We start from the raw sequence: 18,589 nt of genomic DNA, 5'->3' as shown, positions 1-18,589 counted from the left end.
GCTGATCCCCCATTCTTATTGGCTCGACGTGTGTCGAGCATACAACTGCAATCTGGTCGTTAAAAGCTAAATTGCCGGCGTGATCCGGCTGTATACGGGCTGTAGAAAATCGGAATCGACGCGCGAACTTGGCGCGTTCGCAGGATTTTTTTGCAGCACAGCCACTAAGTCGTTGTCTGGATATTGTTAGTCAACGACGCCTGCGCGATGCTTTGTTGCAACGAGCGCTGCAAATTGGAGCAAATATATCTCGCAAACATTGATCCAAGATTGAGGACTTGGATCCAAAGATTCTGCCGTTTATTTCGAAGTCGACGCTTTCAAGGTGACCCGATACTCGTCGGCGGAAATTTCGCGCGTCGAGACGCGCTCAGGCTCGACCTTCACGACGAACAGCTGAAACTCGCCAACCGTTGCATGCTGGCCCGCCGTGATCTCATGTTGCTCGGCTGCGGCCACATCGATCCGAGTCGACAGTTGCACTTTGACCTCGCCTGCCCACACGCAAGTCAGATCGGTCGGGCAGCGCGAGTCCTCAACCACACGTACAAACTCCACGGTGAGTCCGTGCGGTTCGAACACGGCCTGCTGTCTCGGCGCCAACTGAATTTCCTGATCGAGACTCGCTGCACGAGACGCAGCGGCGCCGCCAGACTTGCAGGCGACGAGCGCGACAGCCAGCAGCAGCGGGACGAGAGCATGATGGTATTTCATAGCGAAAGAATAGCAGCGCGGGCCCGGGTGGGCCCGCGCCTCATTAGGACGACAATGATTACTGTTGCGTGATGCGCACGTCGTCGATGCCCGCTTCGACCAGGCTCGCCGTGCCTGCATCGGCCGCTTCGATCAACAAGCGCACGGTCTGCCCCGCAAACGCATTGAGACTGGCCGAAGCGGTGGCCCATGCGCCATCGACATCGGTTGCCGAGGCGAGCCGCTGGAACACCACGCTGGTTGTGGATGCGCCCACGACGCTGACACGCAGGAAGTCTGCACTGGTTGCATTACTGCCATGGGCAAGATACTGGCTGAACGTCAGTGTCAGCGTGCCCGTGGCCGGCAAGGCGATGGCCGGTGACCGAATCGAAGTGACACCGCCATCGACGTCATTCACACCGGCGCTCGCACCTGCCAGCCGAGCGGTGACGAGATCGTTGCTGCCACTGGTCGTGGCGCCGAGCTGTTTGGTACCGCTGGAAGCAGTCGCCTCCGGGTCGCCTCGTTCCCAGGCTCCGGAGATGGCGGTATCCGTGCCGTTCGGATTCGTCTGCCAACCCAAGCTGGTCTCGAAGGTGTCTTCGAACACGACGGTGCCGCCACCGCCCTGACAAGAGGCCGGAACATTGAAGCCGTTGGTCGGAGCCGTGCTGCCAGAGCCGCCGCTGACTGCGTTTGCGCCGAGACCAAACGCGGCGAAGGCTTCCCACACCCGACACACATCTTCGCCGCCGTAGTTATCCATTGCGGCCTGGATGATGCCGTCGCGCACCTGGGTGAAGGTCGGATTGCACGCGGTGTTCTTCAATCCTTCGTTTACATACAACATCATGCGCTGATTGCCTGCGCCACCCGACGCGTTGTACAGATTGGCACTGAAGCCCCATTGATCGACGAGCTTCCAATACACCTCCCACGCTGCCTGCGCCCACACCGACCCGACGCCGTGTGGCACCGCCATGCCGTTGATGCTCGCATAGGTCCAGGTGTTGACGGCTGGATCGGTGCTGTAACGCTGGGTGCGAATGCCAGCGCCGGTCGTGGCCTGACCTAGCGCATACGTTCCCATGCCACGCGGCGTGGCTCCGGTGTCGCTGGCTCTCGCGGTGTATGCAAGCGCCCACCAATCCGATAGTCCTTCGCCGGGCTGCTGACGATTCGTGAGGCAGTTGACGTTCGACGGTCCGCCGACCAGCCGATTGGATATGCCGTGGCCATACTCGTGCACGACGATGCCCGCATCCAGATCGCCGTCGCGGTCCGGATTGGGGCTGGTCCAGACATACATTTGCATGCGCGGCCGCGAGCCGTCGGCGGGCGTAGCGAAGTTGGCGTTGTTGGTTCCACCGCCGTCTTGCGCCTCCGCTCTTACCGAGTCGTTGCCGGCTCCGCCGCGACCATAGTTGTTGACCTGAAAGTTACCGGCCGCCTCGTCGAACCCATACTGATACTGAACGTCGTGAATGATGTTGTTCCAGTAGAACAAATTGGTCACGGCGCTCGGGCGATACGTGCTCGGCGCTCCCGACAGATTGATCGCGAAGTCGAAATTGAGCGCCGCACCGCCGCTCGGGCTGGAGCCGGAGTCCGGCGAGTTGTTGTTATCCGTATCGGTGTAGGCATGGACATTGTTGCCTTCGGTCGTGGTGAGCTCCGCGCCCGCCGCACCATTCGTGTCGTGCCATCCGAAGGGCGACGCGACGCTGTTCGCAGGATTCACCGCGAGCGTGCGACCGTCGGAAGGAGGCAGCGGGCTGGTGTGCGTCGGGCTCTCCACCGGCTGTGCATACACTCGATATTGATCGGCCACCGTTCCGTCGAAGCGCGTCCAGACCTGACCCGAGTCGGCGTCGACGGTAAAGTCCCAGGTGTGCTGCTGATCGAGCGTATCGATCTGGAAATTCCAAACCAGGCGCGCCTCGCCGCGACGGATCGGCAACAGCATCAAGCGGCCTTTGGGCGGCTTCACCGGCACGCCAACGCCCGAGAACTTCGCTGCCGCATCCACCGCTTCAGCGAGTTTCATCCTGGGACGCAGCGAACGCACCGACTGCGCCAGCCCCGGCAGGAATGAATTGTTCACGCTGATGATGCGGCCGTCCCGATTCACATTGACCTGCAGCTGCGCGTTGTACACCGGGATGCCGGCGTGACGCTGCTGCAAATAAATGTGCGTGGCGCCCGTCACTCGCGAATACACGACATCCGACACTGCATATCCCTGCAGGTCGGAGGGCTCGAGGCCCAGCGCAGCGACGTTGCTGCGAACGAACGCCATCGCCAGATCCATGTGCCGGCCGCCCGCCTTGCCCGTGAGATAGCCGCGCTGGCTGGACAGCGAGCTCACCGCTCCGGTGACCTCGTTGGACTCGACGGTGAGCTCTTCCACATTGGCGACCAATCCCTGAATCGATTCAGGCTGAACGGCATCGCTGGATCGGGAAGCGCTGAAGCCCCGGTTGAGATCGAGCCGCGCATCGAAGTGACGCTCGGCATCCTGCGTCGGTGATATTTCTTGAGCGTTTGCCGGCGCGAACCAGGACAGGCCGCAAGCGACTGACAGCGACGCGACGGTGAATCCTCGGCATCGGTTCATGATGCAACTCCTTCCGTGAGCAAACATTGAGGATGTGGGTCACGCGCGATTCAGCACGTGACGCCAGCTGCTGTCAATCGGGCACGGCCGATGTGAGTTGCAGCCGCGTGACACGTCCCAATGTCACGCGTTTGATTTGTCGACAAGCGGCGCTACGCGGCGAGTGCCACATGCTGGTCGTCGACCAACATGCCGTCGATGTCCAATAGCAGGATCATCCGCTCGCCCAGTGTTGCCAGCGTCGGAACGCTGCGCTGTTCGCCGCCCATGCCGGCAGGCGTCTCGCGAATGTCGCTGGGCTGCAGGTCGCTCACATCGGAGACCGCATCCACGACCAAGCCGAAATCCCGACGCCCGTCACCCACGCGCACCGTGAGAACGATGATCACGGTGGTAGCGGTCGCTTCGGCGCCAGGCAACCCGAGCCGTGCGCGCAGATCGATGATGGGCACGACGGCGCCGCGCAAGTTCAGGACTCCGAGCACGTGTGCCGGGGTTTCCGGCACCGATGTGACCGCCGACCAACCGCGAATCTCTCGAACGCGGAGGATGTCGACACCGAACACCTGCTCACCCAGCTGAAACGTGAGTATCTGCTGATGAGCCGGCGCGACGTTCATATCAGAGCTCATGCTCAGAACTCCTGCCAGGCCGCATCGTGCCCGCTCGCCTTCGCGACCGGCGCTGCCGCAGCCGAATGCTTGTGCGTCGGCTGCGCCTGCTTGGTCGGGCGACGCAACGGTGTCACGGCAGCGTGGCCAGCATGAGTGGCCGGTTTGCTGTGCGCGATAGCCGCTTCGCGAGTTCGGAACTGACCCACCTGCGCCACCAGGCCCTGCGCCTGCTGCTCCAACGCCTTGCTCGCCGCCGACGCCTCTTCGACCAGCGCCGCGTTCTGCTGCGTGGTCGTGTCCATCTGGGACACGGCGTTGTTCACTTGGTCGATACCCTGCGCCTGCTCTTCGCTCGCCGCGGCGATCTCGGCCACGATGTCACTCACGCGCTTCACGGCTTCCATGATGTCGTTCAGTGTGCGGCCCGACTCGTCGACCAGTTCCGAACCGGCCTTGACCTTGTCGACCGAATCGTTGATCAGATCTTTGATCTCCTTGGCGGCCGTGGCGCTGCGCTGAGCGAGGCTGCGCACTTCGCTGGCGACGACTGCAAAGCCGCGGCCCTGCTCGCCGGCGCGAGCCGCTTCCACCGCCGCGTTGAGCGCGAGCAGATTCGTCTGGAACGCAATCTCGTCGATGACGCTGATGATGTCGGCAATCTTGCGGCTCGAGCCGTTGATCTCCTCCATCGCTTGCACGGTCCGCTGCACGACTGCACCGCCCTTTTCGGCATGCGAGCGCGCGTTGGTGGAGAGCTGGTTCGCCTGGCGGGCATTGTCCGCGTTCTGTTTCACGGTCGCGGTCATTTCTTCCATGCTCGAAGCAGTCTCTTCCAGCGCAGCAGCCTGCTCTTGCGTGCGTTGACTCAGATCGTCGTTGCCGCGGGCGATCTGCAGCGTGCCCGTCGACATGGAGGTCGACAGCGACTTAGTCGTCGAGACGATGTCGTGCAGCTTCTCGATGAAGCCGTTGAGCGATGTGGAGATCTCACCGAACTCCGCGCTCAGCTGCGGCAGACGGTAGGTCAGGTCGCCATCGCCGGCGCGCAGGTCTTCGGTCGCGCGCAGCACCTGGCGCAACGGGTTGACGATGCTCCGGGCGATCAGCATCGCCAGCACGATCGACAACGCAATGGCGAGCGCACCGCCTCCCATGAGCACGACATCCAGGGTCTTGCGAGCGGCGGCAGCGGCAGCCGTGCGCTCGTCGAGGAGATCGTCCTCGACATCCACGATCTCAGCAAGCTTGGTGCGCATCGCATCCATGCCCTGCTTGCCATGCGCCTCGCGCTCGAACTGCACCAGCGCGTCCATGGGCTTGGCGCCAGCGTTCACTTCCCGTCGCAGGGCAAACGATGGCTCTACGGCTTTTTGCAGCCAGGACTGCTGCGAGCGCTGCAAATCCTCCAGCCGGCGCTGCTGCGCCTGGTTGTCCGAGGTGAGATCGCGGATCGCATTGAAACCTTCCTCGAACGCCTTCTGGCCGCTCTGGAACGGCTCGAGGAACGAGTCCGTGCCGGTCATCAGGTAACCGCGCTGGCCGGTTTCCATGTTGATCAGCGCCTGCAGGATCCGATCGGCCTGCTGGATCACCTCGTAGGTGTGAATGTTCATATCCTGCGACTGCAGCTGGTTGCCCTGACTGACCTTGGCAGCCGTGATCAGGCCCATCAGGATCGCCACGATGATGCCGAAGGCCACCATCAGTCGCGTGTTGATCTTCAAGTTTGCAAAGCTCATGACGTTCTCAGTAGGTGAAATCGATATCAAGCTGGATCAGGTCGAACGGCTGAGGCGCCGCCGAAGAAATGTTCACTTGGTTGTGCAGGTAAGACAGCGAGCTGCTCCAGCGGCCCGCCGGGTGGTACGAAAGCCGAAAGGCATGGCCGCGCGAGTCCGTGCTGCCGCCGCCGAAATCGCCGTCCATCAATTGGCCGAATAGCGCGTCTTTCTCGATGCGGGTGTAGTGATATCCGACGCGCCAGTGCTTCAGACGCGCAGCGCTCATGGAAACGCCGGCCGCATACGCAGTGTCGTTGGCCGATGCCGCGACGTTGCGCGCGAGGTGCACGAATGCGGTGAGCGAACCGGGATAGCTCTTCATCGTCAGCTCGGAGCTGAGCTCGGCAACATCGAAGTCGGTCAGCAGCTCGCCGCCCGCGTTCAAGCTGTTACCGTAAGGATTGACGCCGTCGAGAAACGGCTTCTGGCCTGCGACGTGAGTGAAGTCGGTGTAGGCGCCAGCAACCGTCAAACGTGTCGGCATGCCCTCGGCGCTCGCAAAACCGAGCTGCAAGCCGCTTTGCCGCGAATCGGCTGCATCCAACCGGGTCTGCAGCCAGAAGTGGTGAGCATTGGCGAACCAGCCCGAGTCGCTGCGATAAGCGCTCGACCAGCCTTCCGGACTGAAATCGCCGCCGATGAACACGCTCTGCGCCGGCTGCCAGTTCGGATAAGCGACCTTTCCGGCAGCCATGCGCAACTCCGGCGCGATGGACCACTGGAGGTATGCGAGGTCAACGCCAACACTTCGTCGCGAGTATCCGCCCGAGAATGTCAAATGTGCAGAGCGCGGGTCGCCCTCGCCCGTCGACAATCTGAGTCCGGTAAGGAGGGTATCGGTGATTTTTGCCTGCACGCCGAACCGAGCTCGAACGCGCTGCCGATCGTTATCCACGTCGCCGACATCGATGCTCTCGGCGCGATAGCGCGCGTCGCCGGAGAAGGCGATATTGCCGACGATCGTTCTGCCTTCGGCAGCGGGAGCCGAAGATTGCGCATCCGGCCCGATCCGTTCCTCCAGCGCCTTTACGCGCTCTCGGAGCGATTGCAGCTCCGCGGCCTGATCTTCGGTCGCTTCGGCAGCGTAGACATTGGACGCAAGACAGACGGCGACCGACGCCGCGATTGCGATAGCTCTACCACACATACTTCTTTCTGCCCAACCGTCTGCCTATGAACCGTACGGGTAGTTCATCGACACTGACCGGTAGCTATTGAGAGAGGCTGCGCTATTTCAGGCGGCGCCTTACGTGGGGAGACGCAGAGGGGTTGATGACTAAGTGGGGTCCCTCCCTGATGTCGAGCCGGGCCGGGCGCCCGGCGTGAAGTGCGTCACGAGTTGGAGTCCACCATACCCATAACGTGCACGCAGAATGCCCTCGTTGGCAGCCTGCACCGAGATGTCCTGCAGACTGCGGCTCGCCACTGGACCATGGCCCAATGCGCGGACACCGCGCAAATGCTTTCAATTCGGCATTGCCGTCGCTGCGCGGAGGCTCATGAGCATGTGCAATTCCATGTCGAACCCAGTGAGACTCAGCATCGCTGCTGTCGCCCTCACGGCGCTTGCCGGTTGCGAAATGACATCGCACCGAGTCGGGCAAAGCGCGACCGTACAGTTCGGGGTCGTGCAAAGCGCCCAGCAAGTGACGCTGGATTCGAACGCCGCGCAAGGAGCGCTCATCGGCGGAACGATCGGCGTGCTGGCGAGCGGAGGCGGCTCACGAGGGCGCGGCGCGGCGACAGGAGCAGTGCTTGGCGGTGCAGCCACAGCCGCCACTCAAGGCAATCGCACCGGCATTCAGTACACGGTGCAAATGTCTGATGGCAGCTCGGTACGCATCGTCAGCGATCAGCGCGAGATCAAGCCCAACGATTGTGTCGCCATCGAGCGGGTCGGCAACAGCGCGAATATCCGTCGCGCCTCCTCGGACTACTGCGATCCAGCCAACGCCGAGGCCATCCGCCAGGTGAGCGATGCGAACAGGTCGGAGGCCGGACACTGCCAGGCCGCGAAGGAGGAGCTCGCGGCGGCAGAGGATGAGCAGGCCGTGGACCTGGCCAGTCGCAAGGTCGAGCTGTTGTGCGACGACTGACTATCTCATCAGCGCGCCTTGCCGCCCTTCCACGCCTGTAACAGCTGCTCGTACGACACCGTTTCGCCCTTGGGCTTTTCGTTCGCGAGCTTCGCCCACGGCGCCGCCTTGTTCGACAGCCATTTGTTGGGGTCCTGCTTCGGATTCAGTTTCGGCGGGCAGTTCTTCATGCCGGCGCGTTCCAGCCGGGCGAGAATACGATCCATCTGATCGGCGAGATTGTCCATCGCCGCCTGCGGCGTGCGTTCGCCGGTGACGGCGGTCGCCACGTTCTGCCACCACAGTTGTGCGAGCTTCGGATAGTCGGGCACGTTGTTGCCCGTCGGCGTCCAGGCGATGCGCGCGGGGCTGCGATAGAACTCGATCAGGCCGCCGTACTTCGCCGCATTCTTCGTGAAATAGTCGTGTCGGATGTCGCTGTCGCGGATGAACGTCAGACCGACGATGGATTTCTTCAGGGACACGGTTTTGGCAGTAACGAATTGCGCATACAGCCACGCCGCCGCGAGACGATTCGGATCGTGGCCGCGAAAGAACGTCCACGAGCCCACATCCTGATAGCCGTTCTGCATGCCGTCCTGCCAATAAGGTCCGTGCGGCGACGGCGCCATGCGCCACTTCGGGGTGCCATCGGCATTCACGACCGGCAGACCTTTCCTGGTCATATCGGCAGTGAATGCCGTGTACCAAAAGATCTGCTGCGCGATCTCGCCTTGTGCCGGCACGGGGCCGGACTCCGAGAACGTCATGCCCATCGATTGCGCCGGGGCGTACTTTTTCATCCAGTCGATGTACTTCGTGAGCGCGTACACGGCGGCTGGTGAATTCGCAGCGCCGCCGCGCGCAACCGAAGCTCCCACTGGCGTGCACTTGTCCGCAGCGACGCGAATGCCCCATTCGTCCACCGGCATGCCGTTGGGAATGCCTTTGTCCGCGGCGCCGGCCATGGACAGCCATGCATCGGTGAAGCGCCAGCCCAGCGAAGGATCCTTCTTGCCGTAGTCCATGTGCCCGTACACGCGCTTGCCATCGAGCTGCTTCACGTCATTGCTGAAGAACTCGGCGATGTCTTCGTACGCGCTCCAGTTCACCGGCACGCCGAGCTCGTAGCCGTATTTCTTCTTGAATCGGTCCTGCAGATCCTTGCGCGCGAACCAATCGGCGCGAAACCAATAGACATTGGCGAACTGTTGATCGGGCAGTTGATACAGCTTGCCGTCGGCGGCAGTCGTGAACTTCCGTCCGATGAAGTCGTTGAGATCGAGCCCGGGATTGGTGAACGCCTTGCCCGTGGTCGCCATGAAATCCGACAGCGGCAGGATCGCCCCGTAACGATAGTGCGTGCCGATCAGATCGGAATCGGTGATCCAGCCGTCGTAGATGGATTTGCCGGATTGCATCGAGGTCTGCAGCTTCTCGACCACGTCGCCTTCCTGGATCAGATCGTGCTTGACCTTGATGCCGGTGATTTCCTCGAAGGCGCGCGCCAGCGTCTTCGCTTCATATTCGTGGGTGGTGATCGTTTCCGAGACCACGCTGATTTCTTTGATGCCTTTCGCGCGCAGCTGATTGGCGGCGCCGATGAACCATTTCAGCTCTGCCAGTTGCTGGTCCTTGCTCAGCGTTGCGGGTTGGAATTCCTGATCGATCCATTTCTTCGCCGCCGCTTCGTCGGCGCCCGAAGCCGCCGTGAAACACAAGGCCACCGCAGAGATCGCAACCCGGAGCACCCGATTATTCATGGTTCCTCGCTAGACTGAACTGCCCTTATCCCCAACGCATCACGCACACGAGACCGACCGCGCCGAGCATCGCGCCCCACCATTGAGTGAGGTCGGTGGCGCCAGTCCACGCCAGATTGATATACGCCGCCAGCAGCAGACCGATGAAGAGACGATCGCCGCGCGTTGTGACCAGCGGCAGCAAACCTTTGCGCGGCACCGTCGGCGAGCGCAGCTCCCAAATCGTCATTCCGATCAGCATCGCTGCGATACAGGCAAAGAAAATCGCCACCGGCGCAGTCCATGCCATCCACGACAGCAGGTCCATCACACCCTCCCCATCGCGAAGCCTTTGGCGATGTAGCGACGAACGAAATAGATGACCAGCGCGCCCGGCACGATCGTCAACACGCCCGCCGCTGCCAGGGTTCCCCAATCCATGCCTGCGGCGGACACCGTGCGAGTCATGGTCGCCGCAATCGGCTTGGCGTCCACGGATGTGAGCGTGCGCGCCAGCAACAGCTCGACCCATGAGAACATGAAACAGAAAAATGCCGTGACGCCGATGCCGGCTTTGATCAACGGCAGCAGAATCCGAACGAAGAATCGCGGGAAGGAATAACCGTCGATATACGCGGTTTCGTCGATCTCGCGCGGCACGCCCGAGATGAAGCCTTCGAGAATCCACACCGCCAGCGGCACATTGAAGACCATGTGCGCCAGGGCCACGGCGATGTGCGTATCGATGAGGCCGAGCGCCGTGTAGAGCTGAAAGAACGGCAGCAGGAACACTGCCGGCGGCGTCATGCGATTGGTGAGCAGCCAGAAGAACAGGTGCTTGTCGCCGAGAAAGGAATAGCGCGAAAACGCGTACGCCGCCGGCAACGCGATCGCCACCGACAGCACGGTGTTGATCGTCACGTAGATGATCGAGTTGATGTAACCGTCGTACCAGGATGGATCGGTCAGAATGCCGACGTAGTTCGCCAGCGAAAGGGATTCAGGAAACCAAGCGAACGCGCCGGTGATGGCCTCATTGCTCCGCAAGCTCATGTGCACGAGCCAGTAGATCGGAGCGAGCGCGAACAACAAGTACAGAACGAGCAGGATCCGGCGGCCCGGAAACGAACGCGCGCTCATGCCGACCTGCCCTGTTGCTCGTCCGCGCCGACGTTCTTCATGAAGTTATAGAGCACGAAACACAGCAGCAGAATGATCAGGAAATACACCAGCGAGAACGCCGCGGCCGGTCCGAGGTCGAACTGCCCCACGGCCTTCTGCGTCAGGTACTGCGAAAGGAAGGTGGTCGCCGTGCCTGGCCCGCCGCCGGTCAACACGAAAGGTTCGGTGTAGATCATGAAGCTGTCCATGAGCCGCAGCAGCACTGCAATCATGAGAACGCTGCGCAGTTTCGGCAGCTGGACATGGCGGAAGACGGCCCATCGCGAAGCTCCATCGATGCGAGCCGCTTGATAGTACGCCTCGGGAATCGCCCGCAGCCCCGCGAATGCAAGCAGTGCGACCAGCGGCGTCCAATGCCATACATCCATGACGAGCACCGTTATCCATGCATCCCAAGGGTCTTGCGCGTAGTTGTAGTCGAAGCCCATCTGCGTCAGCACGTAACCGAGCAAGCCGATGTCGGCGCGCGCGAAGATCTGCCAGATCGTGCCGACCACGTTCCAAGGCACCAGCAAGGGCATCGCAAGCAGGACCAGTACGAGCGACGAGCGCCACCCTTCTCTTGGCATCGATAGCGCCAGCGCGATACCGAGTGGGATTTGAATCGCCAGCACGGCGGCGCTGAAGATGAGCTGTCGGACCAGTGCGCTGTGCAGCTCGGGATCGCGCAACACCTCTTTGTACCATTCCCAACCGACGAACACGCTTTGCGACGGGCTCAGGATGTCCTGCACCGAGTAGTTCACGACGGTCATCAACGGAATCAGCGCCGAGAACGCCACGCTTACCAGCACCGGCAGTACCAACCACCAGGCGCGCTGGTTGACCGGCTTCGCAACGCTCATGCCACTCTCCGGTCGTCGGCGTAGAGCGCGCACTTATCTGGTGGCATGTAAGCGAACGCGGGCCCGATGCCGACCGGTTCGCTCGTGTGCCGAATCTTGCTCCATACCGTGCGCTTGCCGATCTGCAGTTGCACCATCCACTGCGTGCCCTGATCCTGAGCCGAAGTGACGATGGCCGGCACGCGATTCGGACCGGGCAATGAATGCACCTGCAGATACTCCGGGCGAATGCCGATGGCGAGTGTCGCGCCCGGCTCGGGCTGTTGCGTGCTCGACGTACTGATGGGCACACCTTCGATGCGAGGTGGCGCGCCGTCACAAGCGATGAAATTCATTCCCGGGCTGCCGATGAAATGCCCTACGAACCGGTGCGCGGGCGATTCGAACAACGCCTCGGGCGTGCCCACCTGGACAACTTCCCCCTGCGTCATCACGACCACGCGATCGGCGAAGGTCAGCGCCTCGGTCTGGTCGTGCGTGACATAGATGAGCGACAGATTGAGCTGCTGGTGCAACTGCTTGAGCTGGCGTCGCAGCAGCCATTTCACGTGAGGATCGATGACAGTGAGCGGTTCGTCGAAAAGGACTGCAGCGACATCGGGCCGGACCAACCCGCGCCCGAGCGAAATCTTCTGTTTCACATCCGCTGCCAATCCGTGCGCCCGCCTCGGCAGGTCGCTCTGCAGTTCGAGGATCTCGGCGATCTCGTGGACGCGCTTGCGCACCTCGCCTTCCTTCCAGCCGCGATTGCGCAGTGGGAATGCGAGATTGTCGTACACGCTCATCGTGTCGTAGACGACCGGAAACTGGAACACTTGCGCGATATTTCTCTGCTGCGGCTCGAGCGCCGTCACGTCCCGCCCGTCGAACAGAATTTTTCCCTGGGTGGGCGCAATCAATCCGGAAATGATGTTGAGCAGCGTCGTCTTGCCACAGCCCGACGGTCCCAGCAGCGCGTAGGCGCCGCCGTCCGACCACGACAAAGTCATTTGTTTCAGGGCCCAGCTCTGGCCGTAAGCGTGTGCAACGTCGATGAGCTCGATTCGTGCCATAGCTTCAATGAGGCGCGAAGATGAGCTGACCGCTCGCATCGAAGCAATAGATATGACTGGGCTCGACGTGCAAGGTGCAGCGCTCGCCGATAGTCAGTTCGTGCACCCCCGGCAGTTGCGCCACCAGCGACAGGTCGTGGTGCGAAACGTGCACATATGTTTCGGAGCCGCTGATCTCGGCGAGATCGACTCGGCCCGTGATCGACGCCCCGCCCGGCGCCGGACTCGCGGTGAATTGGTGAGCTCTGATGCCAAGAATGACGTCGCCCGATCGCTTGCTCAGTGCCGATAATGCTGGCGGCGCGAGCGGCAGGCGCAGATCGTCTCGGATGATGGCCATACCGCCGCTCAAATCGACCTGCGCCCGAATCTCGTTCAACGGCGGATCGCTGAAGGCCCGGGCGGCCGCGAGCGTCGCAGGTCGCCGGAATATATCCAACGTGTTGCCCTGTTGAACCAGCCGCCCGACATCGAGCACCAGCGTTTCGTCACCCAGCTGCAAGGCCTCCTGCGGTTCCGTCGTCGCATAGACGACGGTGGCTCGGCCGTTGGCAAACAGATTTCGCAGCTCGTTGCGCAAGTCCTCGCGCAGCTTGTAATCGAGATTCGCAAGCGGCTCATCGAGCAGCACCAGCTCTGCATCCTTGGCCAGCGCCCGGGCCAGCGCCACGCGCTGTTGTTGACCGCCTGAGAGCTCGGCGGGCCGACGCTCCAGCAAGGGGGTGAGGCGCAGCGTTTCGGCGATCGCCCCCACTCGTTGCCGGACAGTTGCATCCGGTCGTCCGGCGAGCCGCAAGGGCGAGGCGATATTCTCGAACACGCTGAGCGACGGATAGTTGATGAACTGCTGATACACCATGGCGAGATTGCGCCGGCGGACGGGCACGCCGGTCACATCTTTGCCGTCGACGAGGATGCGCCCGCTCGCGGGTTGCTCGAGCCCGGCCATCAGGCGCATCAGGGTGGTCTTGCCGGCGGATGTCGCGCCTAGCAGCACGGACATGCCGGCTTTTAGCGACAGGCTCATCGGATGCAGCCAGGTCGCCGAGCCAGCTCGATAGCTCACGTCGACCAACTGCAAGGGGGGTCCTGCCATGGGCCGATACTATAACGTCGCGCCGCCAGGGGCAGACTGGAATCCAATCGACGCGGGCGTCGAATACAACACAAATGAGCGCGGAACCGAGCCAGACAACGATCGCCGACGCGTGGACCCAATGGCAAAGCCAGGTCGTCCAGGGGCGCTTTGCTCTGCGCCGTTGCCTGGGCTGGTCGGACCAGGGGGCGGTGTTCCTCACCGAACACAAGGCCAAGAACCTGGCCGAAGCCGCGATCAAGTTCGTCCGGGCGGATGCGCCGCAAGCGCAGCCCCTGCTGGTGAGGTGGCAGGCGGCGGTCAATTTGTCCCATGCACACCTGGTCCAGCTCTTCGAGGTCGGCCGGTGGCAGGTCGCGGGGCAGGACTATTTATTTGTCGTGATGGAATATGGCGATCAGACGCTCGCCGAGATCCTGCGCCGCCGGCCATTGAGCGCCGAGGAAGTGCAGGAGTTGCTGCCTCCGGTCCTGGACGCTCTCACCTTTCTGCACCGACGCCAGCTGGTCCACAGCCAGTTGAAGCCGTCGAACTTTCTGGCGGTCGGCGATCTGCTAAAACTCGCCACCGACACGATTCGGCCGGCCGGCCAGGATCATGGAATATCCACCGCGGGCGATGTCTGGAGCCTGGGCGCGACACTGGTCGAGGCCCTCACGGCGCGACCGCGAATCTCGATCGACCAACAATTCGATGAGGCTTGGTTGCCGGCGGGGTTGCCGGCGACATTGGTGGAGACAGTGCGGCGCTGTTTGAGCCCATCGCCGGCCGAGCGGCCTTCGATCATCGAGCTGAGAGCTGAATATAAACTTGCGCCGCAGGCCGCGCCGGCTTCGAAACCCGAGCCGCAAGTACAGAAGGTGTCGCCGGTAGCGCCGCCGCCTGTGCCGAGTGCACCGCCGGCGGCAGTTTCGCCTCAGCATCCACAGATTGTCTCGCGAGTAGCCTCCCTAACTGAGGCCTTGCCGATCTTCCCGCGAGAGGTCCCGCCTCTTCAGCCTATACAGACCGCTTCGCGAGTGACGGTTTCATTTCACGCGCCACCGAGTGTTTCGCCCGGGATTGCTCCGCCTGCATCTGCAAAGGCTGCGTCGCAGGCAGCTGCGTCATCACAACCTGTATCGAGTCCGCCGCGAGAAGGCACGTCGCCTCAGGCTGCAAGCACGGCTTCGCGAGTAGCTGTTTCATCTCCGCCTGTTTCAAGCGCCCCACGAGACGTCACTCCGCCTCCGCCTGCAAACACGGCTTCGAAGCCAGCTGCGTCATCCCAACCTGTGCCGAGTGCTCCGCGAGACGCCGCTCCGGCTCAGGCTACAAACATTGCTCCGAAGGTGGCTGCACCAGCTCAGCCCACATCGAGTGCCCCGCGAGAGGCCGCTCCGCCTCAGGTTGCAAACATTGCTCCGAGAGTGGCTGACCCGGCACAGTCGCTGCCGAACGCTCAGCGAGCGGTCGATCAGGCTCAGCCTGCAAACATTCCCCCGCGAGTAGTCCCACCAGCTCAGCCTATAGCAACCACTCCGCGAATAGTTCCACCAACTCAACCGGCGCCAGGCACCCCAGTAGCCATCGCGCCACCTCGACCAGCAACAGCCACCTCGCAAGAGGCGGCGCCCACCGAGAATGCGCCCAAGCGACATATATTAGGTATCGCGGCTGGCGCGCTCTTGTTAGCGACCGCTGTATGGATCGGCCTGCAATCTACAAGCGAGTCGCCTGCTCCGTTGCAACAAGCCGCCGTCCCCGCGCCTGTGACGCCGCCGCCGGCACCTGAGAAGGTCGCGGAACCCGAGCCGACACTCTCCGTCGCTGTTTCTCCTCCGCCAGAGCAACCGGCCCCAGCGGCGGCAACCTCTTCCTCCATACTCAAAGACGTCCTGCCGACCGTTCCGCAGAAAATCCGGAGCGAGATTCAAGGCCGCATCTACGTAAGCGTGCGCGTGCTCGTCGACCCGACCGGCAACGTGATCGGCGTGCTCATGGAAAACGCCGGACCGAGCAAATATTTCGCTCGCCTTTCGGAACGGGCCGCGAGGGAATGGCAGTTCGTTCCCGCGGACACCGACGCTGCTCGTGTCTGGGTATTGGAGTTCGAGTACACGCGAGACGGGGCCGCCGTACGGACCCTCGAACAGTAGCCACCCCGGCGTTCGCCCGGGACGAACGTCACAACCGTCATCGCTGTCGTGAGAAACTGCGGTTCCTGAGGCATACTACTGCCATGCTCCGCCACTCCCCCATCGCCCGGCTCCTATGGCTGCTCGCCATAGCATTGCTATTGGTGCGAGTCGGCGAAGCCCACTTGCACCTGTGCCTGGATGGCCAGCAACAGCAGTCCGTAGCCATGCACGTCGAGGACGCGCCCGGCGATCACGAGGCCGGCGGGCACAACGACGTGGATGTAGATCTCTCGGTCTCGCCGTGGGTCAAGAAGATCGGCGTAGATGAACTGCCGATCATCGTGTTTGCGAGTATCCTGCTCGCGTTGCTCCTGCCGATTCTGCAGAGCACGGGCCGTCCGGCTCAGCTGCTCATTCCAAATCTCGCCTCTGCCTTCGACTTGCGTCCGCCGCTGCGCGGGCCGCCGCTCTAAACCTCCGATTCAAAGTCATTTCCTGTGACCTCGCGCGTGCGAACGCACGCGTGCTGTAGGAGGCTTTCGATGTTATTCGCACTTGCGCGCGCCTGTGCTGCGTGCGCCCTATTGTTTGTTGTTTGCTCAGCGGACGCGCAAGCGCAAGCTGAGTCAGTCAATCCGGATGGCGAGCTCACGCTAGCCCGAGCGATCGACGCCGCCATGCGCGGCAATCCCGACTTGCTGGCGAGCGCGTATGAACTCAGCGCGGCGCAAGCGCGAATCGTGCAAGCGGATCTGCGACCCAATCCTGAATTTGGCGTGGAGCTCGAGAACTTCGCTGGCAGCGGCGCGGCACAGAGAATCGATTCGCTGGAGACGACGCTGAGCCTGAGCCAGGTCGTCGAGCTGGGCGGTAAGCGAGGATTGCGTCGCGCCGCCGCCGAGGCGGATCTGGATTTCGTCGACATCGAACAGCGCGCCCGCGAGTTGGACATTCTTTCGGACGTCACCAGTCGATTCATCGATGTGGCCGCCGCCCAGGAACGCGTTCGCTTCGCGATACAGGCAACAGCACTCGCGCAGAGCACACTCGAAGCGATCGGCGCTCGCGTCGAAGCCGGACGATCTCCGGAAGCAGAACGCAGCCGCGCGCGTGTCGCGCTGACGCGGGCTGTCATCGAACAGCGCCAAGCAGAAAGCGAGTTACGCGCAGCGCGCTACGCACTCTCTGCCTCATGGGGTAGCCCCGAGCCCGCATTCACCATGGCCAGAGCGGAGCTGTTCGATCTGCGAGCAGTGGAATCTTTCCAGGCGTTGATGGATCGCCTGGAGGAGTCACCGGACTTCATCCGGTTCGCTTCGGAAGCACGTCTGCGTGCAGCGGAGCTGCGACTGGCGCGAGTCCGGGCTCGGCCGAATCTCACGTTCAGCCTCGGTGTACGACGTTTCGAACAGACCGACGACGCCGCTCTCGTCGCCGGCTTCTCCATGCCTTTGCCGATCTTCGACAAGAACCAAGGCGCGATTCGCGAAGCACAGATCCGCCTCGATCAAACGGACGCGCTACGGAATGCTGCTCGCGTCAAAGCTCGTGCGAGCCTGCTCGCTCTGTATCAGGAGATGAACACCGACCGCGCTCGCGTCGACACATTGCGCAACGAGGCGATGCCCCAAGCGCAACTCGCTCTCGATCAAACACGCAGCGGCTACGACCGAGGCCGCTTTTCTTTCCTGGAGTTGATCACCGTGCAGGAAGAGCTGCTCGCGGTGCAGGCCGCGGCCATCGACGCTGCTGCCGACTTTCATCGCATCCTGGCCGAGATCGAACGTCTCACCAGCGCCGCCCTTACCCGTCCGACTTCACCTTGAGTTGCCATCATGAATCAGAAATCACTATGGGTGCTGGTCCTCGCGCTATGGACCCTCGGCGGTTGCGGAGGCTCTGCCACGGAAGCGCCGTCGACGAAGGCCGAGGCTCATCACGAGCACGGCGAGCCGGGACACGTCGAGCTGACGCCCGAGCAGATTCAAGCGGCCGGAATCGTAGTTGCCGAAGCAGGTCCGGCCACCATCCGCGAGACATTGCCCGTCTATGGCGTCATCGCGCCGAACGCCGAGCGCGTCAGGGACGTGGCTGCACGCTTCCCCGGCGTGATTCTCGCCGTCACCGCGAAGGTCGGCGATGCCGTGCGCGCGGGTGAAACATTGGCCACGGTCGAGAGCAACGAAAGCTTGCAGAGCTACGCCGTCGTCGCACCGCTCAATGGCGTCGTCACTGCACGTCAGGCAAATCCGGGCGAACAGACTGGAGAGAAGGTGCTATTCACCATCGCAGACCTATCGAGCGTGTGGGTCGAGCTTTCCCTGTTCCCGCGCGACATGACAAAGGTGCGCGTCGGGCAAACGGTCCAAGTGGCAAGCAACGACACAGGCCTGAGAGCCGACGGCAAGATCATCTACGTCGCGCCGTTCGGCAGCAGTGCCAACCAAACATTGACGGCGCGCGTGCTGCTCGACAACGCCGATCGACGTTGGGCGCCCGGCCTGTATGTCTCCGCTCGAGTCACGCTGGGCGAAAACCCTGTGCCGCTGGTCGTGCGCAACGAAGCGCTGCAAACGTTGGATAACAGCAATGTTGTGTTCGTCCATGCCAGGCAGGGATTCGAGCCGCGACCGGTACGCATCGGCCGCGCCGACGGTCAATTGAGCGAAGTGACGGAGGGACTGCGGGCAGGCGAACGCTACGCCGCCGCGAACAGTTTCATCCTCAAAGCGGAGCTGGGCAAAGGCTCTGCCGAGCACGACGACTAGG

The 18,589-nt window shown here is 62.4% G+C and carries 16 protein-coding genes; 5 read left to right on the top strand and 11 right to left on the bottom strand.

Going from position 1 to position 18,589, the window contains the following annotated elements; translation table 11 throughout:
* Nucleotides 1-300: 300 nt before the first annotated feature.
* The 5 genes from EK373_RS17680 to EK373_RS17655 form a co-directional block, all read right to left on the bottom strand.
* Complete coding sequence (locus tag EK373_RS17680; RefSeq protein ID WP_129645045.1) at nt 301-714, bottom strand: hypothetical protein; 414 nt, start codon at nt 712-714, stop codon at nt 301-303.
* A 58-nt stretch (nt 715-772) separates the two neighbouring features.
* Nucleotides 773-3,313 (bottom strand): M36 family metallopeptidase, encoded by a 2,541-nt coding sequence (locus EK373_RS17670; protein WP_198683404.1) that lies wholly within the window; start codon nt 3,311-3,313, stop codon nt 773-775.
* 152 nt (nt 3,314-3,465) lie between these two features.
* Nucleotides 3,466-3,945, bottom strand: a complete 480-nt coding sequence (locus EK373_RS17665) for a chemotaxis protein CheW (protein WP_198683403.1) — start codon at nt 3,943-3,945, stop codon at nt 3,466-3,468.
* Nucleotides 3,946-3,947: 2 nt separating this feature from the next.
* Nucleotides 3,948-5,666 (bottom strand): methyl-accepting chemotaxis protein, encoded by a 1,719-nt coding sequence (locus tag EK373_RS34030; protein WP_129645044.1) that lies wholly within the window; start codon nt 5,664-5,666, stop codon nt 3,948-3,950.
* Nucleotides 5,667-5,673: 7 nt separating this feature from the next.
* Nucleotides 5,674-6,855 carry a putative porin gene (locus EK373_RS17655; protein WP_129645043.1) on the bottom strand — a complete coding sequence of 394 codons (1,182 nt, stop codon included), beginning with the start codon at nt 6,853-6,855 and terminating at the stop codon, nt 5,674-5,676.
* A 433-nt stretch (nt 6,856-7,288) separates the two neighbouring features.
* Between EK373_RS17655 and EK373_RS17650 the strand changes: the two genes are divergently transcribed.
* Nucleotides 7,289-7,804 carry a hypothetical protein gene (locus EK373_RS17650; RefSeq protein WP_129645042.1) on the top strand — a complete coding sequence of 172 codons (516 nt, stop codon included), beginning with the start codon at nt 7,289-7,291 and terminating at the stop codon, nt 7,802-7,804.
* 8 nt (nt 7,805-7,812) lie between these two features.
* Here EK373_RS17650 and EK373_RS17645 read toward each other — a convergent pair whose 3' ends face one another.
* The 6 genes from EK373_RS17645 to EK373_RS17620 are packed head-to-tail and all read right to left on the bottom strand — an operon-like array spanning nt 7,813 to nt 13,700.
* The gene (locus EK373_RS17645; protein ID WP_129645041.1) at nt 7,813-9,546 is read right to left on the bottom strand and encodes an ABC transporter substrate-binding protein; all 1,734 of its coding nucleotides are present in this window, start codon (nt 9,544-9,546) and stop codon (nt 7,813-7,815) included.
* Nucleotides 9,547-9,571: 25 nt separating this feature from the next.
* Nucleotides 9,572-9,847, bottom strand: coding sequence for a DUF2160 domain-containing protein (locus EK373_RS17640; protein ID WP_129645901.1), 276 nt, complete (start codon nt 9,845-9,847; stop codon nt 9,572-9,574).
* Nucleotides 9,848-9,852: 5 nt separating this feature from the next.
* Nucleotides 9,853-10,665 carry a carbohydrate ABC transporter permease gene (locus EK373_RS17635; protein WP_129645040.1) on the bottom strand — a complete coding sequence of 271 codons (813 nt, stop codon included), beginning with the start codon at nt 10,663-10,665 and terminating at the stop codon, nt 9,853-9,855.
* Nucleotides 10,662-11,552 (bottom strand): carbohydrate ABC transporter permease, encoded by an 891-nt coding sequence (locus EK373_RS17630; RefSeq protein WP_129645039.1) that lies wholly within the window; start codon nt 11,550-11,552, stop codon nt 10,662-10,664. The genes EK373_RS17635 and EK373_RS17630 overlap by 4 nt, the downstream gene beginning before the upstream one ends.
* Nucleotides 11,549-12,604, bottom strand: a complete 1,056-nt coding sequence (locus EK373_RS17625; RefSeq protein WP_129645038.1) for an ABC transporter ATP-binding protein — start codon at nt 12,602-12,604, stop codon at nt 11,549-11,551. The genes EK373_RS17630 and EK373_RS17625 overlap by 4 nt, the downstream gene beginning before the upstream one ends.
* Before the next feature lie 4 nt (nt 12,605-12,608).
* Entirely contained in the window at nt 12,609-13,700 is a 1,092-nt protein-coding gene (locus EK373_RS17620) for an ABC transporter ATP-binding protein (protein WP_129645037.1), read from the bottom strand.
* Nucleotides 13,701-13,774: 74 nt separating this feature from the next.
* Between EK373_RS17620 and EK373_RS17615 the strand changes: the two genes are divergently transcribed.
* From EK373_RS17615 to EK373_RS17600, 4 genes are all read left to right on the top strand, one after another.
* Complete coding sequence (locus EK373_RS17615; protein ID WP_129645036.1) at nt 13,775-15,838, top strand: protein kinase domain-containing protein; 2,064 nt, start codon at nt 13,775-13,777, stop codon at nt 15,836-15,838.
* An 83-nt stretch (nt 15,839-15,921) separates the two neighbouring features.
* A complete protein-coding gene (locus tag EK373_RS17610) occupies nt 15,922-16,293 on the top strand; it encodes a hypothetical protein (RefSeq protein ID WP_129645035.1) in 372 nt (123 codons plus the stop codon).
* Between the two features lie 69 nt (nt 16,294-16,362).
* The gene (locus EK373_RS17605; RefSeq protein WP_129645034.1) at nt 16,363-17,646 is read left to right on the top strand and encodes a TolC family protein; all 1,284 of its coding nucleotides are present in this window, start codon (nt 16,363-16,365) and stop codon (nt 17,644-17,646) included.
* 9 nt (nt 17,647-17,655) lie between these two features.
* Nucleotides 17,656-18,588, top strand: coding sequence for an efflux RND transporter periplasmic adaptor subunit (locus tag EK373_RS17600; RefSeq protein ID WP_129645033.1), 933 nt, complete (start codon nt 17,656-17,658; stop codon nt 18,586-18,588).
* The last annotated feature ends 1 nt before the right edge of the window (nt 18,589 follow it).

This window comes from Peristeroidobacter agariperforans (assembly GCF_004138335.1).
GTDB classification, from domain to species: Bacteria; Pseudomonadota; Gammaproteobacteria; order Steroidobacterales; family Steroidobacteraceae; genus Steroidobacter; species Steroidobacter agariperforans.
Note: the sequence above shows the minus strand (reverse complement) of the source record. Positions and strands in the feature narration are given on the sequence as shown.